This is a genomic window from Alloyangia mangrovi (assembly GCF_002300555.2).
In the GTDB taxonomy this organism is placed as follows: Bacteria; Pseudomonadota; Alphaproteobacteria; order Rhodobacterales; family Rhodobacteraceae; genus Salipiger; species Salipiger mangrovi.
Genome location: NZ_NTHN02000075.1, coordinates 1 through 19,122, shown reverse-complemented (window position 1 = coordinate 19,122; position 19,122 = coordinate 1). Strand labels below are relative to the sequence as shown.

Annotated in this window: 15 protein-coding genes, 1 tRNA gene and 5 pseudogenes; 8 read left to right on the top strand and 13 right to left on the bottom strand. The window is 67.7% G+C overall.

What is annotated here, in order from left to right; all coding sequences use genetic code 11:
- From CLG85_RS24605 to CLG85_RS24580, 6 genes and pseudogenes are all read right to left on the bottom strand, one after another.
- Positions 1-492 (bottom strand): annotated as a pseudogene (locus tag CLG85_RS24605) (vWA domain-containing protein); the annotation flags it as partial.
- Positions 492-1,358 carry an AAA family ATPase gene (locus tag CLG85_RS24600; protein WP_260350196.1) on the bottom strand — a complete coding sequence of 289 codons (867 nt, stop codon included), beginning with the start codon at positions 1,356-1,358 and terminating at the stop codon, positions 492-494. The gene CLG85_RS24600 and the pseudogene CLG85_RS24605, both read right to left, overlap by 1 nt.
- Before the next feature lie 212 nt (positions 1,359-1,570).
- Positions 1,571-3,991 (bottom strand): aerobic carbon-monoxide dehydrogenase large subunit, encoded by a 2,421-nt coding sequence (locus CLG85_RS24595; protein ID WP_095883516.1) that lies wholly within the window; start codon positions 3,989-3,991, stop codon positions 1,571-1,573.
- The gene (locus CLG85_RS24590; protein ID WP_095883517.1) at positions 3,988-4,482 is read right to left on the bottom strand and encodes a (2Fe-2S)-binding protein; all 495 of its coding nucleotides are present in this window, start codon (positions 4,480-4,482) and stop codon (positions 3,988-3,990) included. Before CLG85_RS24590 ends, CLG85_RS24595 begins: the two co-directional genes overlap by 4 nt.
- 13 nt (positions 4,483-4,495) lie before the next feature.
- A complete protein-coding gene (locus CLG85_RS24585; RefSeq protein WP_095883518.1) occupies positions 4,496-5,329 on the bottom strand; it encodes an FAD binding domain-containing protein in 834 nt (277 codons plus the stop codon).
- Positions 5,330-5,466: 137 nt separating this feature from the next.
- Positions 5,467-6,618, bottom strand: a complete 1,152-nt coding sequence (locus CLG85_RS24580; protein ID WP_095883519.1) for an MHYT domain-containing protein — start codon at positions 6,616-6,618, stop codon at positions 5,467-5,469.
- 133 nt (positions 6,619-6,751) lie between these two features.
- On the opposite strand from CLG85_RS24580, the gene CLG85_RS24575 reads away from it, so the two are divergent.
- Entirely contained in the window at positions 6,752-6,916 is a 165-nt protein-coding gene (locus CLG85_RS24575) for a hypothetical protein (protein ID WP_176476673.1), read from the top strand.
- Positions 6,844-7,620, top strand: a pseudogene (locus CLG85_RS24570) (cyclase family protein). The gene CLG85_RS24575 and the pseudogene CLG85_RS24570 overlap by 73 nt, the downstream one beginning before the upstream one ends.
- A gap of 70 nt (positions 7,621-7,690) precedes the next feature.
- Here the strand turns inward: CLG85_RS24570 and CLG85_RS24565 are convergent.
- Positions 7,691-7,780, bottom strand: a tRNA-Ser gene (locus tag CLG85_RS24565).
- A gap of 111 nt (positions 7,781-7,891) precedes the next feature.
- The gene (locus CLG85_RS24560; protein WP_095882973.1) at positions 7,892-9,538 is read right to left on the bottom strand and encodes an electron transfer flavoprotein-ubiquinone oxidoreductase; all 1,647 of its coding nucleotides are present in this window, start codon (positions 9,536-9,538) and stop codon (positions 7,892-7,894) included.
- Positions 9,539-9,856: 318 nt separating this feature from the next.
- Here CLG85_RS24560 and greA point away from each other — a divergent pair, with 318 nt between their 5' ends.
- The 4 genes and pseudogenes from greA (at position 9,857) to CLG85_RS24540 (ending at position 12,587) form a co-directional block, all read left to right on the top strand.
- Complete coding sequence (gene greA / locus CLG85_RS24555; protein WP_095882974.1) at positions 9,857-10,327, top strand: transcription elongation factor GreA; 471 nt, start codon at positions 9,857-9,859, stop codon at positions 10,325-10,327.
- A gap of 28 nt (positions 10,328-10,355) precedes the next feature.
- Positions 10,356-11,373 (top strand): annotated as a pseudogene (locus CLG85_RS24550) (hypothetical protein).
- A gap of 189 nt (positions 11,374-11,562) precedes the next feature.
- The gene (locus CLG85_RS24545; RefSeq protein WP_095883384.1) at positions 11,563-12,264 is read left to right on the top strand and encodes an AzlC family ABC transporter permease; all 702 of its coding nucleotides are present in this window, start codon (positions 11,563-11,565) and stop codon (positions 12,262-12,264) included.
- Positions 12,261-12,587, top strand: a complete 327-nt coding sequence (locus CLG85_RS24540; RefSeq protein ID WP_095883385.1) for a branched-chain amino acid transport AzlD family protein — start codon at positions 12,261-12,263, stop codon at positions 12,585-12,587. The genes CLG85_RS24545 and CLG85_RS24540 overlap by 4 nt, the downstream gene beginning before the upstream one ends.
- 15 nt (positions 12,588-12,602) lie before the next feature.
- Here the strand turns inward: CLG85_RS24540 and CLG85_RS24535 are convergent, their stop codons facing one another.
- From CLG85_RS24535 to CLG85_RS24520, 4 genes and pseudogenes are all read right to left on the bottom strand, one after another.
- A complete protein-coding gene (locus CLG85_RS24535; RefSeq protein ID WP_095883386.1) occupies positions 12,603-13,229 on the bottom strand; it encodes a hypothetical protein in 627 nt (208 codons plus the stop codon).
- Between the two features lie 83 nt (positions 13,230-13,312).
- A complete protein-coding gene (locus CLG85_RS24530; protein ID WP_095883387.1) occupies positions 13,313-13,447 on the bottom strand; it encodes an aa3-type cytochrome c oxidase subunit IV in 135 nt (44 codons plus the stop codon).
- Between the two features lie 103 nt (positions 13,448-13,550).
- Entirely contained in the window at positions 13,551-14,585 is a 1,035-nt protein-coding gene (locus CLG85_RS24525) for an MBL fold metallo-hydrolase (RefSeq protein WP_095883388.1), read from the bottom strand.
- Positions 14,585-16,286, bottom strand: a pseudogene (locus CLG85_RS24520) (acyl-CoA dehydrogenase). Before CLG85_RS24520 ends, CLG85_RS24525 begins: the two are co-directional and overlap by 1 nt.
- A gap of 127 nt (positions 16,287-16,413) precedes the next feature.
- Between CLG85_RS24520 and CLG85_RS24515 the strand changes: the two are divergent.
- Positions 16,414-17,361, top strand: a complete 948-nt coding sequence (locus CLG85_RS24515) for an L-threonylcarbamoyladenylate synthase (RefSeq protein ID WP_095883390.1) — start codon at positions 16,414-16,416, stop codon at positions 17,359-17,361.
- 43 nt (positions 17,362-17,404) lie between these two features.
- Here the strand turns inward: CLG85_RS24515 and CLG85_RS24510 are convergent.
- Positions 17,405-17,990: pseudogene (locus CLG85_RS24510) on the bottom strand (YqgE/AlgH family protein).
- Positions 17,991-18,125: 135 nt separating this feature from the next.
- On the opposite strand from CLG85_RS24510, the gene CLG85_RS24505 reads away from it, so the two are divergent.
- Positions 18,126-18,926, top strand: a complete 801-nt coding sequence (locus CLG85_RS24505; RefSeq protein ID WP_260350197.1) for a protein-disulfide reductase DsbD domain-containing protein — start codon at positions 18,126-18,128, stop codon at positions 18,924-18,926.
- Positions 18,927-19,122 lie beyond the last annotated feature (196 nt).

Below are 19,122 nucleotides of genomic sequence, written 5' to 3'. Positions count from 1 at the left end.
CTCGGCGGCGCGCAGGCTCTCCTCGTCCATCAGCTCGCGCAGGTCGCGCTTGCGCAGGGTTTCGCTGCGGGTGGCGATGAGCCGGCCGTCAGTCCCCTCGGCCTCGCCATCGCCGCCGTCGGGGGCGCTCTCCCCCTGCCCCTCGGCGCCATCGGTCCCGGCGTCCAGATGCGCCTGCCAGAGGGTCGGGCGCGCGGCCTGGGTACGCACATGGGCGCTGGTGGCGCGCTGACGGGTGCGGCCCGCATTGAACCAATAGGCGTCAAAGAGCCCGTCGAACGTCCGCCAGCCCTCGGCGTCGGGCACCAGCAGCACCTTCAGCGCCCGCCGGACCTGATGGGCGTCGGTCGCCTCCACCTCCGCCAGCACGGCCAGCGCATCGCGGGTTTCCTGCGGGCCGAGCTGCAGCCCGTTCATCCGCAGGTGCGCAATGAAACCGGTCATCCGGTCGGCCAGCCCTTCGGCCCGCGAGGGAAAGCGCGTCACCTGCATCACGCCACCTTGCCGATGATGCGGTCGAGCACTTCGGGCGGTGCGGCATCGCGGTCGGCGGCGGTCTTCAGCAGGCACACCAGCGTCGCCTGCAGCGCGGCGCGGTCCTCGGTCAGATCGTTGATACCGAGCCCCGCCAGTGCCGCCGCCCAATCGAGCATCTCGGCGATGCCGGGCTTCTTCTCGAGATCCTCGCAGCGCAGCGCCTGCACCACCCCGACGATCTGCCGCGCCAGCCGTGCCTCGATCTGCGGGCCGCGCCGAGCGAGGATCGCCAGTTCCGTGTCCCGGTCGGGGTAGTCAACATAGGTGTAGAGGCAGCGCCGCCGCAGTGCGTCCGACAGATCCCGAGTGCCGTTGGCGGTGAGGATCACCAGCGGCCGCGCCTTGGCAGTGACGGTGCCGATCTCGGGAATGGTGATCTGGAACTCCGAGAGCACTTCCAGCAGGTAGGCCTCGAACTCCTCGTCGGCGCGATCAATCTCGTCGATCAGCAGCACCGGCGGCGTGTCCTGCGAGATCGCCTCGAGCAGCGGGCGTTTCAGCAGGAAGCGGTCACCGAAGAGGCTCTCCTCGCGCGCACCCTCGGCGCGGATTGCGAGCAGCTGGCGCTGGTAGTTCCACTCGTAGATCGCGTGGGAGGCATCCAGCCCCTCGTAGCACTGCAGGCGGATGAGCCGGGCCTGCCGCACCTCCGCCAGCGCCCGCGCGATCTCGGTCTTGCCGACCCCGGCCGGCCCCTCGAGCAGCAGCGGGCGGCCCAGCGTGACGGCAAGATGCAACGCCATGGCCAGCGTGTCGTCGGCGACGTAGCCGGTGGCGGCGAGGGCGTCTTTCAGCTGGTCTTGCGGTGACGTGCTGCTCATTGCCAATCCTTGTTCAGGGACCCGGAGCGCGCTGCGTGATGTCCCCGTCACACCGCACGCCCCGGGCCGGCCACACCGAGGCTCGGGTCGTCCCCACAACCCATTTGTGCCCCGGCATGGACGAGATCACGCCCGGCCCCCCACCGGACCCTCTGACGCGTCTCGATTTTTCAGACCGCGGCACCGGTCAGGCCGGCGCCGCGGCATACCTGTCAGCCGTGCAGCCCCAGATCCTCGGCGATCTTCCAGATCCGCCAGTGGTCATGCGGCATGTGGCTCTGCACCAGCCCGAAGGGCCGGAAGGCATCGTGCACGGCGTTGGAGAAACAGGGCACCGATCCCACGTTCGGGCTCTCGCCCACGCCCTTCGCGCCGATCGGATGATGCGGGCTGGGGGTGACGGTGAAATCGGTGGTGTAATGCGGCGTCTCCCATGCGGTCGGCACGAAGAAGTCCATCAGCGTCGCCGTCTTGTGGTTGCCCATGTCATCATAGGCGATCTCCTGGCCCATCGCGATGGCATAGCCCTCGGTCGCGCCGCCATGCACCTGTCCTTCGATGATCATCGGGTTGATCCGGGTGCCGCAATCGTCGAGCGCGTAGAAGCTGCGCACCTCGTGCTCGCCGGTGTCGACGTCGATCTCCATGACGCAGATATAGGCGCCGAAGGGGTAGGTCATATTGGGCGGATCGTAGTAGCTGACCGCCTCGAGCCCCGGCTCCACCCCCGGAATGGCCTGGTTGTAGGAGGCAAAGGCGATCTCCTTCATGGTCTTGAAGCGCTCGGGCGCGCCCTTGACCACGAAGCGGTCGACGTCGAACTCGACGTCGTCGTCATGCACCTCCAGCAGGTAGGCGGCGATCATCTGCGCCTTGGCGCGGATCTTGCGCGCCGCCATGGCGGTGGCCGCCCCCGCCACCGGGGTCGAACGCGAGCCGTAGGTGCCAAGCCCGTAGGGCGCGGTGTCGGTGTCGCCCTCCTCGAGTGTGATGTCATCGGCGGGAATGCCGATCTCCGAGGCGATGATCTGCGCGAAGGTGGTGGCGTGGCCCTGCCCCTGGCTGATCGTGCCGAGCCGGGCGATGGCCGAGCCGGTGGGATGGATGCGGATCTCGCAGCTGTCGAACATGCCGAGCCCGAGGATGTCGCAGTTCTTCACCGGGCCCGCGCCGACGATCTCGGTGAAATGGGTGAGCCCGATGCCGATCAGCTTGCGGGTCTCGCCGCGCTTGAACGCCTCCAGCCGCGCGGCCTGCTCGCGGCGCAGCGCATCGTAGCCGACCGCGTTCAGGGCCTTCTCCCACGCCGTGTGATAGTCGCCGCTGTCGTATTCCCAGCCGAGCGCCGACTGGTAGGGGAACTGGTCCTTGCGGATGAAGTTGATCCGCCGCAGCTCGGCCGCGTCCATGTTCAGCTTAATGGCCAGCACCTCGATCATCCGCTCGATGAAATAGGCCGCCTCGGTCACACGGAACGAGCAGCGATAGGCCACCCCGCCCGGTGCCTTGTTGGTGTAGACGCCATCCACCGCGAGATAGGCCACCGGGATGTCATACGACCCGGTGCAGATGTTCATGAACCCGGCGGGGAACTTGGTGGGATCGGCGCAGGCGTCGAAGCCGCCGTGATCGGCGGTGGTGTGGCACCAGAGGCCGGTGATCTTGCCCTCTTTCGTGGCGGCGATCTTGCCCTGCATCCAGTAATCGCGGGCAAAGGCGGTGGACATCAGGTTGTCCATCCGGCTTTCCACCCATTTCACCGGCTTGCCGGTGACGATCGAGGCCACGATGGAGCAGACATAGCCCGGGTAGACCCCGACCTTGTTGCCAAAGCCACCGCCGATGTCGGGGCTGATGACGCGGATGTTGTGCTCGGCGATGCCCGAGATCAGCGAGGCGACGGTGCGCACCGCGTGCGGCGCCTGGAAGGTTCCCCAGAGCGTCAGCTTGCCGGTGACCTTGTCCATCGAGGCCACGCAGCCGCAGGTCTCCAGCGGCATCGGGTGGGTGCGGTGGTAGTAGACCATCTCCTCGGCCACCACGTCGGCCTCTGCCAGCACCGCCTCGGTGGCTGCCCTGTCGCCCTGCTCCCAGGTGAAGATGTGGTTGTGATGGCGGCGGGGCCCATGCGCGCCCTCGGTCTGGCCAGCGAGATCCTCGCGCAGCACCGGGGCATCAGGGTCCATCGCCTTGAACGGGTCGGTGACGACGGGCAGATCCTCGTAATCGACCTCGACCGCCGCGACGCCATCGGCGGCGGCGTAGCGGTCGGTGGCGACGACGTAGGCGACCTCCTGGCCCTGGAACAGCACCTTGCCGTCGGCGAGCACCATCTGCTTGTCGCCCGCCAGCGTCGGCATCCAGTGCAGGCCGAGCGGTTCCAGATCCTTGGCGGTCAGCACCGCCAGAACGCCGGGCACCGCCAGCGCCGCCTCTGTGTCGATCGACTTGATCCGGGCATGGGCATAGGGCGAGCGGACGAAGTCCCCCGTCAGCATGCCGTCGAGCTTGATGTCATCGACGTAGTTGCCCTTGCCCTGGGTGAATCGCACGTCCTCGACCCGCTTGCGCGAGCAGCCCATGCCCTTCAGGCCGGCGCTGCGCTCTTCGGGGGATTGAACCTCGTCCTTCATTCCGCTGCCTCCTTGTGGGAGTTGAGCTGCCCCGCCGCGGCGAGGATCGCCTTGACGATGTTCTGGTAGCCGGTGCAGCGGCAGAGGTTGCCCGAAATGCCGAAGCGCACCTCCTCTTCGGTCGGGGTCGGGTTCTCCTGCAGCAGCCGGTGCGCGCGGGTGATCATCCCCGGCGTGCAGAAGCCGCATTGCAGCCCGTGGTGCTCGCGGAACATCTCCTGCAGCACGCCGAGCGTGCCGTCGGAATTGACCAGCCCCTCGACCGTGGTGATCTCGGCCCCGTCCGCCTGGCAGGCGAAGAGGGTGCAGGATTTGACCGACTTGCCGTCCACGTCGACGGTGCAGGCGCCGCAATGACTGGTCTCGCAGCCGATGTGCGGTCCGGTGACCTTGAGGGTTTCCCGCAGGAAGTGGATCAGCAACATCCGCGGTTCGGCGAGGCCTTCGACCTCCTGTCCGTTCAGCGTGAACTTGATGTGCATCTTGCTCATAAATATCCCCCCCTTACGCCCGGCGCGACAGCGCGCTGTCGATGGCGCGGCGCAGGATCACCGCCGCCACGTGTCTCTTGAAAGCGATGGGCCCGCGCATGTCCTCCTGCGGGTCGATCGCCGCCAGCATGGCCTCAACGCAACCCTCGATGTCGCCGCCGGCCAGCGCGGTGCCGGCCTCCTCCGACCAGACCGGCGTGTCCGACAGGTTGGTCATCGCGACCGAGGACAATCCCTCGCCGATGAGAACCGCCGCCGCTGCGGTGGCGTAGTCCCCGATCTTGCGCTTTTGCTTGGCATAGGCGTAGCCGGTCCCCGCCGGAGGGATGGGAAGGAGGATCCGCGTCAGGATCTCGTCGTCCGCGCGGGCCGTGAAATAGGCCGCCTCGTAGAACTCCCGCGCCGCGACCTGCCGTGTGCCCTCGGCTCCGTAAAGCTCGAAGCGGGCATCCAGGCATTGCATCAGCCCGGGCATGTCGTTGCCGGGATCGCCATTGGCCACATTGCCGCCCACCGTGCCCATGTAGCGCACCTGCGGATCGGCGATCTGCAGCGCCGCCTCGCGCAGCAGCGGGATGGCCCGCGCCAGCCCCTCATGCGCGATCAGCTCGTGCTGGGTGGTCATCGCGCCGAGGGTCACCCTGCCCTCGTCGATCTCGATGCCCTTCAGCTCGCCGATGGCCTGTAGGTCGATGAGATGGCCAAGCTCGGCCATACGCAGCTTCATCATCGGGATCAGGCTGTGTCCACCCGCGACGACCCGCGCCTCGTCCCCATGCGCGCGCAGGATGCCGACCGCCGACGCAAGATCGGCGGGTCGGTGGTATTCGAACCCGGCTGGTATCATGATGTCTCCTCCCTTCGGCGCACGTGGCGGCGCCCTTAAGCGGGAGCTTCAGACAAGTCGCGCGGGCCTCCTAATGCCATGTCGCGAATGCCGGTGCTTCGTGCACGAAATGCGAAATACCTGCACGACATGCGAATTCAGACGCCCAGAACGGACTTCACCTCGGCCAGCCGCGAGCGGCTGACCGGCGCCTTGGCAAGCGTGTCCACCTCCTTGAAGAAGCAGACCCCCGTGTCCTTGGTGCGCTGGAAATGGCTGACATGGGAGGGGTTGATCAGATACGAGCGATGCACCCTAAGGAAATGATAGGGCCCAAGCCGGGAACAGGCCTCGGAGATCGACCAGGGGCAGAGGTGCTTGTGCGTGCCGGTGTAGATCACCGTATAATGCCCCTCGGCCCGGATCGCCGCGATCGAGGAGGACTCGGCGAAATGGATGGCCCCGTCGCGCTCATAGGGCACGGGCAGCGAGGTCCCCTTGGGCTCGGCCCTCGGGAAAGGAGCGACCACCTCGGGGCGAGGCGGCTCGGCCGCAGGCGACTCCGGGGCGGCAAAGGGCGCGGTGAAGGGCACGACAGTCTCGGGCGGCGTGAAGAAAGACACCCCGCTCAGCAGCGCGACGCCGCTGATCACGAAGGACGAGAGGGTCACCAGCATCGCGAGGATGGCATTGCTCAGCTCGGGCCCAGCGGTGCTCGCGGCCTCCTCGGGGTAGAAGGCAGTGCCCGCCATGGCGACGAAATGCATGGTCACCACCGCGATGGCGAAACACAGCGTACCGAGCAGGATGTGCCGCTTGCTGCGCGCGCCATAGGCCGCCCAGATCGCCAGGTTCGACAACCCCAGCGCCGTCACCAGCGAGATCGCCATGCCCGTGACGCCGAAGACCGGCCCGCAGAGCTCCATGCCCAGCATCCCGATGTAATGCATCGCCGCGATGCCCCCGCCGAGCACCGCCCCCGCAAGCGCCAGCCGCGCGCGCGTGCGTCGGCCGAAATGCAGAAGCAGCAGCGCCAGCCCGACCATCAGGATCGCGACCAGCGCCGACAGGAGCGTGTTGAGCCCGTCGTAATAGAACACGAGCGGAAGCTGCAGGCCGAGCATGGCGACAAAATGCATCGACCAGATGCCGCCCCCGAGCACGATGGCCGCCACGACGACCAAGAGCTTTCGTTGCCCCGCGCCAAGACGCGATGCACCACGCAGCAACGAAAAGCCGCTGAACCCGGCGAAGAGGGCAACGGCAAACGAGGCCGCCACCATCCAAGGACTGTGACTGAATTCCAGCAACTGCGATCTCCTCCCCGGCTAGGAAGCTACCACAGACGCGGAACGGTTCAATTCCGCCGATCACCCTCCGGGGAACTTGCGCGGCGCCCCCGAGCGCCGTGGCAAGAAGGCCGCGCCGCGGAGAGATCGGCCGGTGCCGCTACCCGCCGCAGCCAAGGGGCGCGCGCGCCTCTCGTGGCACTCGCGCAACGCCTACATGGGTTTCGGCGACCGTGTCTTCATGGAATGCCGCGGCCGCGATCATGCGCCGCTCTTCGGGGCCATCAACCAGCAGGTCATCTACGGAGGCCGCACATGAGCCGCAGGATCATCGACCTTTCGGTCACGCTCACGGATCAGGTGCCCGCCCACCCTCGGGGCATGGGCCCCAGCATCGAGTACATGGAGCACTCGGGCGGCGCGCGCGAGTACGAGCGGATGTTCGGCGTGCCCTTGGCGCACCAGCTGGATGGCGCCGGCGCGGCGGTGGAGCGGCTGACGCTGGCCACCCACAACGGCACCCATCTCGACGCGCCCTGGCACTAGCATCCGACGATGAACAAGGGCGAGCGCGCCATCACCATCGACGAGGTCCCGCTCGAGTGGTGCATGGGCCCGGGCGTGAAACTCGACTTCCGCCACCTGCCCGATGGCCACGTGGTCAGCGCCGCCGAGATGGAGGCCGAGTTCGCCCGCATCGGCCACGCTCTGCAGCCCGGCGACATCGTTCTGGTCAACACCCGCGCCGGTGCGCTCTACGGCCAGCCGGGCTATGTCGCCGCGGGCTGCGGCATCGGCCGCGAGGCGACGCTCTGGCTGGCCGAGCGCGGCATGAAGATCTGCGGCACCGACGCCTGGAGTTGGGACGCGCCGCTCAAGGCCGTGGCCGAGAAGGCGAAGGGACCGGCCGCGCTGGCTCTGCCACCGAGGCAGGCTATTTCCGTAGCACCTACAACGCCTCTCACGGGACCGGCAGACTGTCTCCTTGCCGAGAACGGTCGGACCGTGCCGCAATACGCTTGATGCATATGTCCGGGATAATTTCTAGGATGTTGCTATAGCTTGATATTTTCCACTGCTATCCAGCGAAAAATGGCGGAGAGGAAGGGATTCGAACCCTCGAGACGGTTCCCCGCCTACACACTTTCCAGGCGTGCGCCTTCGACCACTCGGCCACCTCTCCGCCGACCGCTTTACCGGAAAGTCGCGACCGGGTGCAAGAGCCGGAATCCCAAAAAATTTGCCCCGGCGCTTGGCCGGGGCATTTCGTTGGGTCAACCTGCGGCGCGAGGGCTCACATGTTCGGGTAGTTCGGCCCGTCCCCGCCCTGCGGTACCGTCCAGGTGATGTTCTGCGACGGGTCCTTGATGTCACAGGTCTTGCAGTGGACGCAGTTCTGGAAGTTGATGACGAACTCCGTCTTGCCCTCTTTCTCCACGAACTCGTAGACCCCGGCCGGGCAGTAGCGCTGCGAGGGCCCTGCGTATTTCGGCAGGTTGTCCAGCACTGGAACCCGCTTGTCCTTGAGCTTCAGATGCGCCGGCTGGCTCTCCTCGTGGTTGGTGAAGGAGAAGGCGACGTTGGTCAGCCGGTCGAAGCTGAGCTTGCCGTCGGGCTTCGGGTAGTCGATCGGCTGGTGCTGCGCCGCGAGCTCGGTCGAGGCCGCGTCGCTCTTGCCGTGCTTGACCGTGCCGAAGAGCGAGAAGCCGAAGCTGTTGGTCCACATGTCGAGCCCGCCAAGCGCCAGCGAGCCGAAGAGCCCGGTCTTCGACCAGAGCGGCTTGACGTTGCGCACGTTCCACAGGTCCTTGCCGATCGCGCCTTCGCGCACCTCGGTCTCATAGGCCGAGAGCTCGTCAGATGCGCGCCCGGCCTGGATCGCCTCATAGGCCGCCTCGGCCGCCGCCTTGCCCGAGAGCATGGCGTTGTGGTTGCCCTTGATCCGCGGCACGTTGACGAGGCCGACCGAACAGCCCAGCAACGCCACGCCCGGCGCCACCATCTTCGGCATCGACTGGTAGCCGCCCTCGGAGATCGCCCGTGCGCCGTAGGCGACGCGCTTGCCGCCCTCGAGCAGCTCGGCCACATGCGGGTGATGCTTGAAGCGCTGGAACTCCATGTAGGGATAGAGGTGCGGGTTGCGGTAGTTCAGGTGCACCACGAAGCCGACGTAGACCTGGTTGCTGTCGAGGTGGTAGATGAAGGCCCCGCCCCCGGCATTGCCGCCGAGCGGCCAGCCCATGGTGTGCTCGACCCGCCCCGCGCTGTGCTTGGCGGGATCGATCTCCCAGATTTCCTTCATGCCGAGGCCGAACTTCTGAGGGCAATGGCCGTCCGAGAGGTTGTACTTCTCGATCACCTCCTTCGCCAGCGAGCCGCGCACCCCTTCCGACAGGAACACGTATTTGCCAAGCAGTTCCATGCCCGGCTCGTAGCCCGGGCCAGGGGTGCCGTCGGCCTCCTTACCGAACTCGCCCGCCACGACGCCGCGGATCTCGCCCTTGTCGCCGTAGACCAGCTCCGAGCAGGCCATGCCGGGGAAAATCTCGACGCCGAGCGCCTCGGCCTGCTCGGCCATCCAGCGACAGACATTGCCCATGGAGACGATGTAATTGCCATGGTTCGACATGAACTTCGGCATCGGCCAATGCGGGATCGACACCTTGCCGGCCTCGCCGAGCAGGTAGAACTTGTCTTCCTTGACGGGCACGGTGATCGGCGCGCCCTTCGCCTTCCAGTCGGGGATCAGTGCGTCGAGCCCGCAGGGGTCGAGCACCGCGCCCGACAGGATATGCGCGCCCACCTCGGAGCCCTTCTCGAGCACCACCACGTTCAGATCCGCGTCGAGCTGCTTCAGCCGGATCGCGGCCGAGAGCCCGGCAGGCCCCGCCCCAACGATCACCACATCGTATTCCATCGACTCGCGCTCGATCTCGGCCATGCCGGTCCTCCGCTGGCTGTTTGCTGTAATTATCTTGCGCATTGGCGTAGCGCGGCACCGCAGCACAGGTCAATCGAAACACGGCATAAAAGAAGCCTCTCGCGACCTTCGGAAAAGAATAGTTGACATCGCGGGACACAGCGCGGGAATTCGGCCCGGCAGAACTCCGCGCAGCCGCCGCCCTGCCCCGCAAGCCACGCGCGCCCTTGCCAAAGCCGGGTTCAATCCCCACTCTTGCCAGAAACGACCACACATGGTTTTAGACGGCAAACACAAAGGGGCCGGGGACAGGCCCCGGGACAGTTGCGGAAAGACTCAATGGAAAAGATACTGATGACCCGCGCGGGCTTCACCGCGCTCGAGACCGAATTGAAAACGCTCAAGTCCGTGGAGCGTCCGGCCATCATCAAGGCCATCGCCGAAGCGCGCGAGCACGGCGACCTGTCGGAGAACGCCGAGTACCATTCCGCGCGCGAGAAGCAGAGCTTCATCGAGGGCCGGATCAAGGAGATCGAGGGCGTCATCTCGCTGGCCGAGGTGATCGATCCGACCAAGCTCTCGGGCTCGGTGAAATTCGGCGCGACGGTCACCGTCGTCGACGAGGACACCGACGAGGAGAAGACTTGGCAGATCGTCGGCGAGCATGAGGCCAACATCGAGAAGGGCCTGCTCAACATCAAGTCGCCCATCGCCCGCGCCCTGATCGGCAAAGAAGAGGGCGACAGCGTCGAGGTGCGCACGCCGGGCGGCGAGAAGAGCTACGAGATTCTCACGATCGCCTACAAGTAACCTCCACAGGTAAGGGTCGCGCCGCATCATGGCAGACAGCAACGACAGCCGCTCAGCGCCGCTCGGCATGTATGACCAGGGCGGCAAGCGCCGGATGAGCGGGATCGAGATCGCCGCGCTGGTGGCCAGCCTGCTCTGGCTGATCCTTTCGGGCGGCTACGTCTTCGCCCTCGGTCCGGCGATCGCGGGCGGGCTCGGATTTGTGCTTGCTGTGATGGTGGTCTTCCTGCCGGTGGCGATGATCTGGGTAGCGGCGATGACCGCCCGTGCCTCGCGCGTCATGCGCGAGGAAAGCACCCGGCTGCAGACCGCGATCGAAGCGATCCGCAAGTCCTACCTGACCCAGGCGCAAACCGGCCGCAACGATCCCTCGGCCAGCACCCTTGCCCGCAAGCTCGACGAAATCGCCGCGGCGCAGCGCAAGATCGAGACGACGCTGGCGATGCTCGGCTCGACCCGCGCCGCGCAGGCGGCCTTGCAGCAGGTCCAGTGCCCGGTAGCCGCCGCCGAGCCCGATGCCTCCGACGACCAGCCCGCGCTCTCGCTCGGCACCCCGGCCGAGGCGCTGGAGCCGCCGCTCGCCCATGCCGATTTCATCCGCGCGCTGAACTTCCCCGATACCGCCGAGGATCTCGAGGGCTTCGCCGCCCTGCGCCGGGCGCTCAAGGACAGGCCCGCCGCGCAGCTGATCCAGGCCTCGCAGGACGTTCTGACGTTGCTGTCGCAGGACGGCATCTACATGGACGACCTGCGCCCCGACCTCGCCCGCCCCGAGGTCTGGCGCGACTTCGCCAAGGGCACCCGCGGCCGCGCCGTGGCGGCGCTCGGCGGCGTACGCGACCGCGCCTCGCTGGCGCTGAGCTCGGGCCGGATGAAGCAGGACGCGATCTTCCGCGACGCGGCCCACCATTTCCTGCGCCTCTATGACCGCGCCTTCGTGCGCTTCGCCGAGACCGCGACGGATGCCGAGATCGCCGAGCTGGTCGAACACCCGCACCGCCCGCGCCTTCATGCTGCTGGGCCGCGTCGCCGGCGCCTTCGACTGATCCCGGCGCCCCCACCCCGCCAGCCTTTCTTCTAGGTCCAAATATCCCGGGGGAGTCCGCCGCAGGCGGACGGGGGCAGCGCCCCCTCCATCCCTCGCCATTCACAGTGCGCCAAATCCGTCACGCCCCCGATTGCATCTCCCCCGTGCCTTGGCTAGGCCTGACCCGGCTGAACGACCGGAGTCCCGCATGCCCCTGCCATCCCGAAATTCCGACTATTGGCAAGGTGTTCGCGCCGGGTCGCCCTTCCTTCTGGTGATCGCGCCCTTCGGCACGCTCTTCGGGGTGCTCGCCACCGAGGCGGGGCTGAACCTCTTCGAGACGCTCACCTTCTCGGTCGTGGTGATCGCCGGCGCGGCGCAATTCGTGTCGCTGCAGCTCCTGCAGGAGCATGTGCCGGCGTTGATCGTGCTGGCCTCGGCGCTGGCGGTGAACCTGCGCATGGCGATGTATTCCGCCGCCATCACCCCGCACCTCGGCGGGATGCCGCTCTGGAAGCGGGCGCTGAGCGCTTATTTCCTGATCGATCAGACCTATGCCGCCTCGGCGCTGGAATTCGAGCGGCACCCCGAGAAGACGCTCGCGCAGAAATTCGCCTTTTTCATGGGGACGATGACCCCGACCTGTCCGCCCTGGTATGCCTTCACCCTGCTCGGCGCCTGGCTGGGCGAGGCGGTGCCCGCAGATTTCGGCCTCGATTTCGCCCTGCCCATCGCATTCCTCGCGATGATCGCCCCGGCGCTGCGCTCGGGCGCGCATGTGGTGGCCGCATTGGTTGCGACGGTCTGCGCGCTTCTGCTGGCCTGGATGCCCTACAACCTCGGCGTGCTCTGCGCCGCTGCGCTCGGCATGGTGGCCGGAGCCGAGATCGAACGGAGGATGGCACGATGATCGACCGCGGCGATCTCTGGCTGGTGATCATCGGCCTCGGGCTCGGCAGCTACTGCCTGCGCTTTCTCTTCCTCGGGCTGGTCGGCGACCGCCCGCTGCCCGCCTGGCTGACGCGGCACTTGCGCTACACCGCCGTGGCGATGATGCCCGCGCTGGTCGCGCCGCTGGTGGCCTGGCCCGCCGCAACCGGCGGTCAAACCGACCCGGCGCGGCTTCTCGCCGCGGCGGCGACACTTGGCATCGGCATGCTGACCAAGAACGTGATCCTGGCGATCCTCAGCGGCGCGGTGGCACTTCTGGCGGGCGGCTACCTGATGGGCTGAGACGGCTCAGCCCTCTCAGCCCCCGGCACTTTCCTCGAAGGCGGCGACGGCCAGCGTCTTGTCGTCGGAATCCTCTTCGCGCAGCACCTGCTCGGTGACACCGGGCAGCTGTGAGAAGTCCTTGGCGAGGCTATTGGGGAACCAGCTCCGGCTGATGCCCTCGAAGCCCGGCAACTGGCTCAGCACCGAAGAGGTCGCCTGGGTGCAATGCGACTGGCTGACCGGGCCGTAGGCCTCGACCGCGCGCAGCGCCTGTTCGGCGACCTGGGGCGAGACCTCGACGCTTTGGATGCGCACTCGGAAGGATTCGCGCGCGTGGGCACGGGCGTAGAAATCCGCGACCTCGGGGGTGACCCCGTAGAGCACGTCGTCCACCTCGGGCACGTTGCGCGCCCGCACCGAGCCCGCCGGGTCGAAGACCACCCGCTGCGACGGCGCGCTGATCATCAGGCTCGAATGCGCACCGGCGTTCGAGGTGTTGTTGATCATCGTGTAGAGCGTAAGTGTCGCTGGCCCGCCCGCGACATAGCGCGCGGCGGCAACTTCCTCGGGTGTGGCATTGGGGTACTGGTTGGACGGCGTCGTGCACCCCGCCAGCGCAAGCGCGGCGAGAGCGGCCAGACCGGTGGCGCGATACAGCATGAAAGCCGACCCTCTATTGGTCAGCGGGCGGCTCCTCCGCCGCCCGGCCTTGGCAGAAATCCTCCTCCCACGATCCCGCGGGATCAGGAGTTGAAGACCGCCAGGAAGAGCAGGATCGCGATGATCACGTAGACCGTACGGATCACGAACTTGATGAAGCCGTGAAAGGTCTCTTCCTGCGTGGTGATGTCCATGCTGCCAGGCTTGTAGTCTGCCATGTGTCCGTCCATTCCTCGGGCGTTTCTTCTCCGCTCAGAGGCTTAGCGGATTCTGGCCGAGCTGTCACCTGTCTTGAGAGCGCGCGAGCGCCGCTCGGAGGGCTCAGGCGCGCGCCGCCTGCCAGAGCCACGCACCATCTTCGCCGAGCGTCCGCGTGGCGCGCCCTCCGACGTAGAGATGCTGGCAATGGGCCATGGCCTCGACCAGTGCGAGCCCGTATTCCGCGTCGCCGATCGTGCGCTTGAACAGCGGCGCGAAGCAGTCTCCGGCGCTCTTGGGCGTGTCGAGATAGGCCTCCAGCCGCTCCAGCGCGCCGTGGTGATTGTCGATAAGCTGGCGCATGCGGAACGGCAGCCCGGTAAAGGGCAGCTTGTGCCCTCCAAGCACGAAATGCGCCTCGCGGGCCAGCGTGGCAAGGCGTTCGCAGGCCTCGAGCCAGTCGCCCACCGGATCGGCTTCGGGCTCGGTGGCATAGACGCCGAGGTTGGAGCTGATGGTCGAAAGGATCTGGTCCCCTGCCAGAACCAGGTCGTCATCGCGCGACCAGAAGGTCGCATGCTCGGGCGCATGGCCGTTGCCGATATGCACTTCCCAGTCGCGCCCGCCCATTCGCAGCACGTCGCCCTGCTGCAGCCGGGTGAAGCCGAGCGGCATCGGCCAGACGCAATCGGCGAAGTTGAAGGGGCGTTCCGTGCGCCGCCGCTCCAGCACCCGCGGCGCCATGCCGCAGCGCTGCCAATAGGTCACCTGCTCGGGCGGCGGGGCCTCCTGCGCGTCGAGCTGCAGCATGCGCGAGAACAGCCAGGCGGTGCGCGTGGTCAGCAGCTCTGCCCCCCGCTGCTGGAACCAGCCGGCAAGGCCGACGTGATCGGGGTGGTGATGGGTCACCACAACCCGACGCACCGGCTTGCCCTTGAGCGGTCCTTGCAGAAGCTGCTCCCAGACCCGCAGTGCCCGCGGCGTGTGCATGCCGGTGTCGATCAGCGTCCAGCCGTCGCCATCGTCCAGCGCATAGACGTTGACGTGGTCGAGCTTCATCGGAAGCGGCAGGCGCATCCAGAGCACCCCCTCGGCGACTTCGAGGGCCTCGCCCCAAGCGGGAGGGGCATCGAACGGATAGTGCAGGGCAGGCTTCATCAGGCGGCGAGGTCCTCGGCAGTGATGGCCATCAGCTCGGCATCCCCCCCGCGAGACATGAGCCAGCAGGCCGGCGTATTCGGGCAGGAGCCGCGTGATGTAGAAACGCGCGAGACGCGCGTGGGCTCCCGAGGGGTCTGCCATGGCGGCGCGCAGATGGAAATGCCCCCCGAGCACCCGGGCGAAGGCGCGCAAATAGGGCACCGCCACGCCGAAGCGCTCCTGCATCGCCGTCGCCACGAGCGCCTCGGTGGCCTCGCGCAGGCTCTCGGCGGCCTCCCAGACCGCGCCGGCGAGATCGGGAAGGTTGGCCTTCGCGGCCTCGGCCTGCGCCTCGATCTCGTCGAGCAGACGCGCCGCGGCCTCGCCACCGTCCAGCAGCTTGCGTCCGACGAGATCCATGGCCTGAATGCCGTTGGTGCCCTCGTAAATCGCCGTCACCCGCACGTCGCGGTAGTATTGCGCCGCGCCGCTCTCCTCGATGTAGCCCATGCCACCGTAGACCTGCACGCCCGCCTCGGCCGCCTCGCAGCCGACATCGGTGCCGAAGGCCTTGGCGATCGGAGTCAGGAAGGCGGCGCGGGCAATCCAGTCGGCCTCGCCGGTGGCGCGGCCCATGTCGATGGCGACGGCGCAGCTCAGCGCGATCGAGCGGGCCGCGAGGATGTCCGCCTTCATTCCCGCCAACATCCGCCGCACGTCGGCGTGACCGACGATGGTGCCATCGGGCGAACGCCCCTGCTTGCGCTCCATCGCATAGGCCAGCGCGTGCTGATAGGCGCCCTCGGCCGCGCCGATGCCCTGCCCGCCGACGCCGAGCCTGGCGTTGTTCATCATGGTGAACATGGCGCGCATGCCGTCGCCTTCCTCGCCGATCAGCCATCCCGTGGCCCCTTCGAAGCTCATCACGCAGGTCGGCGAGCCGTGCAGGCCCATCTTGTGCTCGAGGCTGACCACCTTGAGATCATTCGCCACCCCCGGCGCGCCCTCCGCGTCGGGGATGTACTTGGGCACGAGGAAGAGGCTGATCCCCTTGGTCCCCGCCGGCGCATCGGGCAGCCGCGCCAACACGAGATGGCAGACATTGCGAGTGAAGTCGCAATCGCCCCAGGAGATGAAGATCTTCTGCCCGGTCACCGCGTAGGTGCCATCGCCGTTCGGAGCCGCCTTGCTGGTCAGCGCGCCAACGTCCGAGCCTGCCTGCGGCTCGGTCAGGTTCATCGTTCCCGACCATTCGCCGGAAATGAGCTTGGGCAGGTAGAGCGCCTTGATCTCCTCGCTGGCGTGATGCTCCAACGCCTCGATCTGGCCCTGCGTCAGCAGCGGGTTCAATTGCAACGCGAGGCATGCGCCGGACATCATCTCGTTGACCGCGGTGCCCACCGCCACCGGCAGCCCCATGCCGCCGAACTCGGGGGGCGCCGAGACCGAGACCCAGCCGCCCTCGGCCAGCGCCGCATAGCCCTCGGCAAAGCCCGGCGAGCTCCGCAGCACGCCGTTCTCCAGCTTGGCCCCCTGCAGGTCGCCCGCACGGTTGAGCGGCGCCATCACCTCGTCGCAGATGCGCCCGGCTTCGCCGAGCACCGCCTGCACCATGTCGGGGCTTGCCTCGGCGAACCGCTCCGTCGCGCTGACCGCATCGAAGCCGACCACCTCCTTGAGCAGAAAGGTCATTTCAGCGACGGGCGCGCGATAGGGCATGGCAGGTCCTCCGATCCTGGTTGGCAAGGCGGGTCCCCTCGGTTAGGGAGGATCCCACGATTTGTGTGCGACCCTAAGACCATGGCTCGCCCCGGACCAAACGGAACGCAGCGTCACGGATACCTCGATGCCCGACACCTCGACCCAGCGCCTGACCGCCAATGCGGCGGGGATCGCCCGTGCCGCAGAGCTTCTGCGCGCGGGCAAGCTCGTCGCCTTCCCGACCGAGACGGTCTACGGGCTTGGCGCCGATGCCCGCGACGATGCCGCAGTGGCGGCGATCTACGAGGCCAAGGGGCGCCCCAGCTACAACCCGCTGATCGTGCATGTGCCCAGCATCGAGCACGCCAAGGAACTGGTGCAGTGGTCCGGCACCGCCGAGAACATCGCCCAGGCCTTCTGGCCCGGCCCGCTGACGCTGGTGCTGCCGATCCGCGAGGATGCAGGTATTGCCGACCGCGTCACCGCCGGTCTCAGCACGCTGGCCGTGCGCATGCCTGCCGCGCCGCTGGCGCGCGAGCTGCTGACCCAGTTCGGCGGACCGCTCGCAGGCCCCTCGGCCAACCGCTCGGGACGGATCAGCCCGACCACCGCCGATCACGTGCTGAGCAGCCTCGACGGGCGCATCGCCGCGGTGCTTGATGGCGGCCACTGCCCGGTCGGGCTCGAGAGCACCATCCTCGGCCTTGCCGGTCGCCCCACCCTGCTGCGCCCCGGCGGGATCAGCGCCGAGCAGCTCTCGGAAGCGCTTGGCCACCCGGTGATGCGCCGTCAGGAGCGCGAGGCAATCTCCGCGCCCGGCCAGACCGCTTCGCATTACGCGCCGCGGGCGCGGATGCGCCTCAACGCCGCCGAATGGCGCGAGGGCGAGGCGCGTCTCGGCTTCGGGGATATCGAGTGCGACCTGAACCTCTCGCCCGAGGGCGATCTCGACGAGGCGGCCTCCAACCTCTTTGCCCATCTGCACCAGCTCGATGCGCAGGGCGCCGAGGTGATCGCCGTGGCGCCGATCCCGCATGTCGGCGCGGGCGTGGCGATCAACGATCGGCTCAGCCGCGCCGCCGCGCCGCGCTGAGGAGCGGCATTTCAGGTTGGAGTTGTGGCGGCGTGCGCGCCGTTCAGGCCCGTCCGCCCTCGCCCGAGAGCGCCAGCGCCGCGATGCCGAGGCTGTCGAGCGCGGCCCCCCCACTTAGAGTCGTCCGGCGTGCCGAAGACCAGTTCGCGGCTCGCGGGACAGACCAGCCAGGCGTTCTCGGCCAGCTCGCCCTCGAGCTGCCCTGGCCCCCAGCCGGCATAGCCGAGCATGGCGATCCAGTCGTCCGGCCCGTCGCCGCGCGCGATATGTTCGAGCACGTCGAGCGTGCCGGTCATGGAAAACCCGTCATCGACCTGCAACGTGGTCAGCTCCGAGCGGTAATCCGCGCTGTGCAGCACGAATCCCCGGCCCATCTCGACCGGGCCGCCGAAATGCACCGGCACCTGCCCCGACCCAGGCTCGGCGTCGATTCCCAGCTGCTCGAACAGGCCCTCCAGTGTCACGTCGGACGAGGGCTTGTTGAGGATGAGCCCCATCGCCCCTTCGTCGGAATGGGCACAGAGGTAGATGACCGCATGTTCGAAACGTTCATCGCCCATGCCGGGCATGGCGATCAGCACGGAGCCGGTGAGGTCGGTGGCGCCGGAGGCGATCTGGGCGTGCGTCATGAGGACCTTTCTGCAATCTGCCTGCCGAGTGTGACCTTCCGGCACTGAGGGTGCAAGCACACATCCGGCTTGCAACACCGCGCTCTCGCTGCAATGTGACTTGGCAGGAGCGCGGGGAGGCGCCATTTGAAATCCATGATCCGCAACATCTTCAGAGCCCTGACCTGCCTTTGCGCCTTCGGCATGACTCCGCTGGTCTCCGGGCCGGCCCATGCCGAAGACCCGGTCACCGCCGAGCTGCGCCCCGGCTGGCGCCTGCCGGACGGCGATCACATGGCGGCGCTGCACCTGCAACTGGCCCCCGGCTGGAAGACCTACTGGCGCGCCCCCGGCGAGGCCGGCATCCCGCCGGTCTTCGACTGGAGCAACTCGTCGAACGTCGCGCGGGTCACCGCACTCTGGCCGACGCCGCATGTCTTCCGCCAGTCCGGCGCGCGCTCGGTGGGTTACAAGGGCGAGCTCGTCCTGCCACTGCGGATCGCCAGCACCGGCGGGCCGGTGACGCTCGAGGCGAATATGATGATCGGCGTGTGCAGCGACATCTGCGTGCCGCAGACGCTGCACGTGACGGCAGTGCTTCCCGACAGCACCAGCGTCGATCCGATGATCGCCGCAGCGCTGGCCGAGGCCCCCTTCACCGCCCGCGAGGCGCGGGTGAGCGCCGTGCGCTGCACCGTCAGCCCGGCAAAGGGCGGCGTCAAGCTGCGTGCCGAGATCGACATGCCCGCCATCCCCGGGCCGGAAGAGACCGTGGTCGAGGCCGGCCAGCCCGAGCTCTGGGCCTCCGAGCCGAAGACCCGCCGCAAGGGCAACACGCTGATCAGCGAGACCCGGCTGATGCACATGGAAGGCAAGCCCTTCGCCCTCGACCGCTCGAAGCTGCGCTTCACCGTGCTCGGAGAGAGCCAAGCGGTCGATATCCAGGGCTGCGGCTGACCGCCAAAGGCATGAAGCCGCGGCGGGACCGGCAGTGTGTGTTAGGCCCCGACCCGGCCTCGCCGCAGCGCCATTGCGAGAACCGCCAGCCAGACCACCCCCAGCAGCAGCGCCACGCCGCAGATGAAGAGCACGAAGCCCGCGACCGGGCCGGGCAGCCCGGCCAGCGCGGGAAGCTGCAGCGCCTCGGGCAGCG

What these genes read in the sequence shown, in the direction of transcription:
- CLG85_RS24515 (WP_095883390.1), top strand. Translation starts at nt 16,414, where the DNA reads ATGCCCGACACCTCGACCCAGCGCCTGACCGCCAATGCGGCGGGGATC.
- CLG85_RS24560 (WP_095882973.1), bottom strand. Translation starts at nt 9,538, where the DNA reads ATGGCCGAGATCGAGCGCGAGTCGATGGAATACGATGTGGTGATCGTT.
- CLG85_RS24545 (WP_095883384.1), top strand. Translation starts at nt 11,563, where the DNA reads ATGCCCCTGCCATCCCGAAATTCCGACTATTGGCAAGGTGTTCGCGCC.
- CLG85_RS24585 (WP_095883518.1), bottom strand. Translation starts at nt 5,329, where the DNA reads ATGATACCAGCCGGGTTCGAATACCACCGACCCGCCGATCTTGCGTCG.
- CLG85_RS24530 (WP_095883387.1), bottom strand. Translation starts at nt 13,447, where the DNA reads ATGGCAGACTACAAGCCTGGCAGCATGGACATCACCACGCAGGAAGAG.
- CLG85_RS24525 (WP_095883388.1), bottom strand. Translation starts at nt 14,585, where the DNA reads ATGAAGCCTGCCCTGCACTATCCGTTCGATGCCCCTCCCGCTTGGGGC.
- greA (WP_095882974.1), top strand. Translation starts at nt 9,857, where the DNA reads ATGGAAAAGATACTGATGACCCGCGCGGGCTTCACCGCGCTCGAGACC.
- CLG85_RS24535 (WP_095883386.1), bottom strand. Translation starts at nt 13,229, where the DNA reads ATGCTGTATCGCGCCACCGGTCTGGCCGCTCTCGCCGCGCTTGCGCTG.
- CLG85_RS24505 (WP_260350197.1), top strand. Translation starts at nt 18,126, where the DNA reads ATGATCCGCAACATCTTCAGAGCCCTGACCTGCCTTTGCGCCTTCGGC.
- CLG85_RS24590 (WP_095883517.1), bottom strand. Translation starts at nt 4,482, where the DNA reads ATGAGCAAGATGCACATCAAGTTCACGCTGAACGGACAGGAGGTCGAA.
- CLG85_RS24600 (WP_260350196.1), bottom strand. Translation starts at nt 1,358, where the DNA reads ATGAGCAGCACGTCACCGCAAGACCAGCTGAAAGACGCCCTCGCCGCC.
- CLG85_RS24540 (WP_095883385.1), top strand. Translation starts at nt 12,261, where the DNA reads ATGATCGACCGCGGCGATCTCTGGCTGGTGATCATCGGCCTCGGGCTC.
- CLG85_RS24595 (WP_095883516.1), bottom strand. Translation starts at nt 3,991, where the DNA reads ATGAAGGACGAGGTTCAATCCCCCGAAGAGCGCAGCGCCGGCCTGAAG.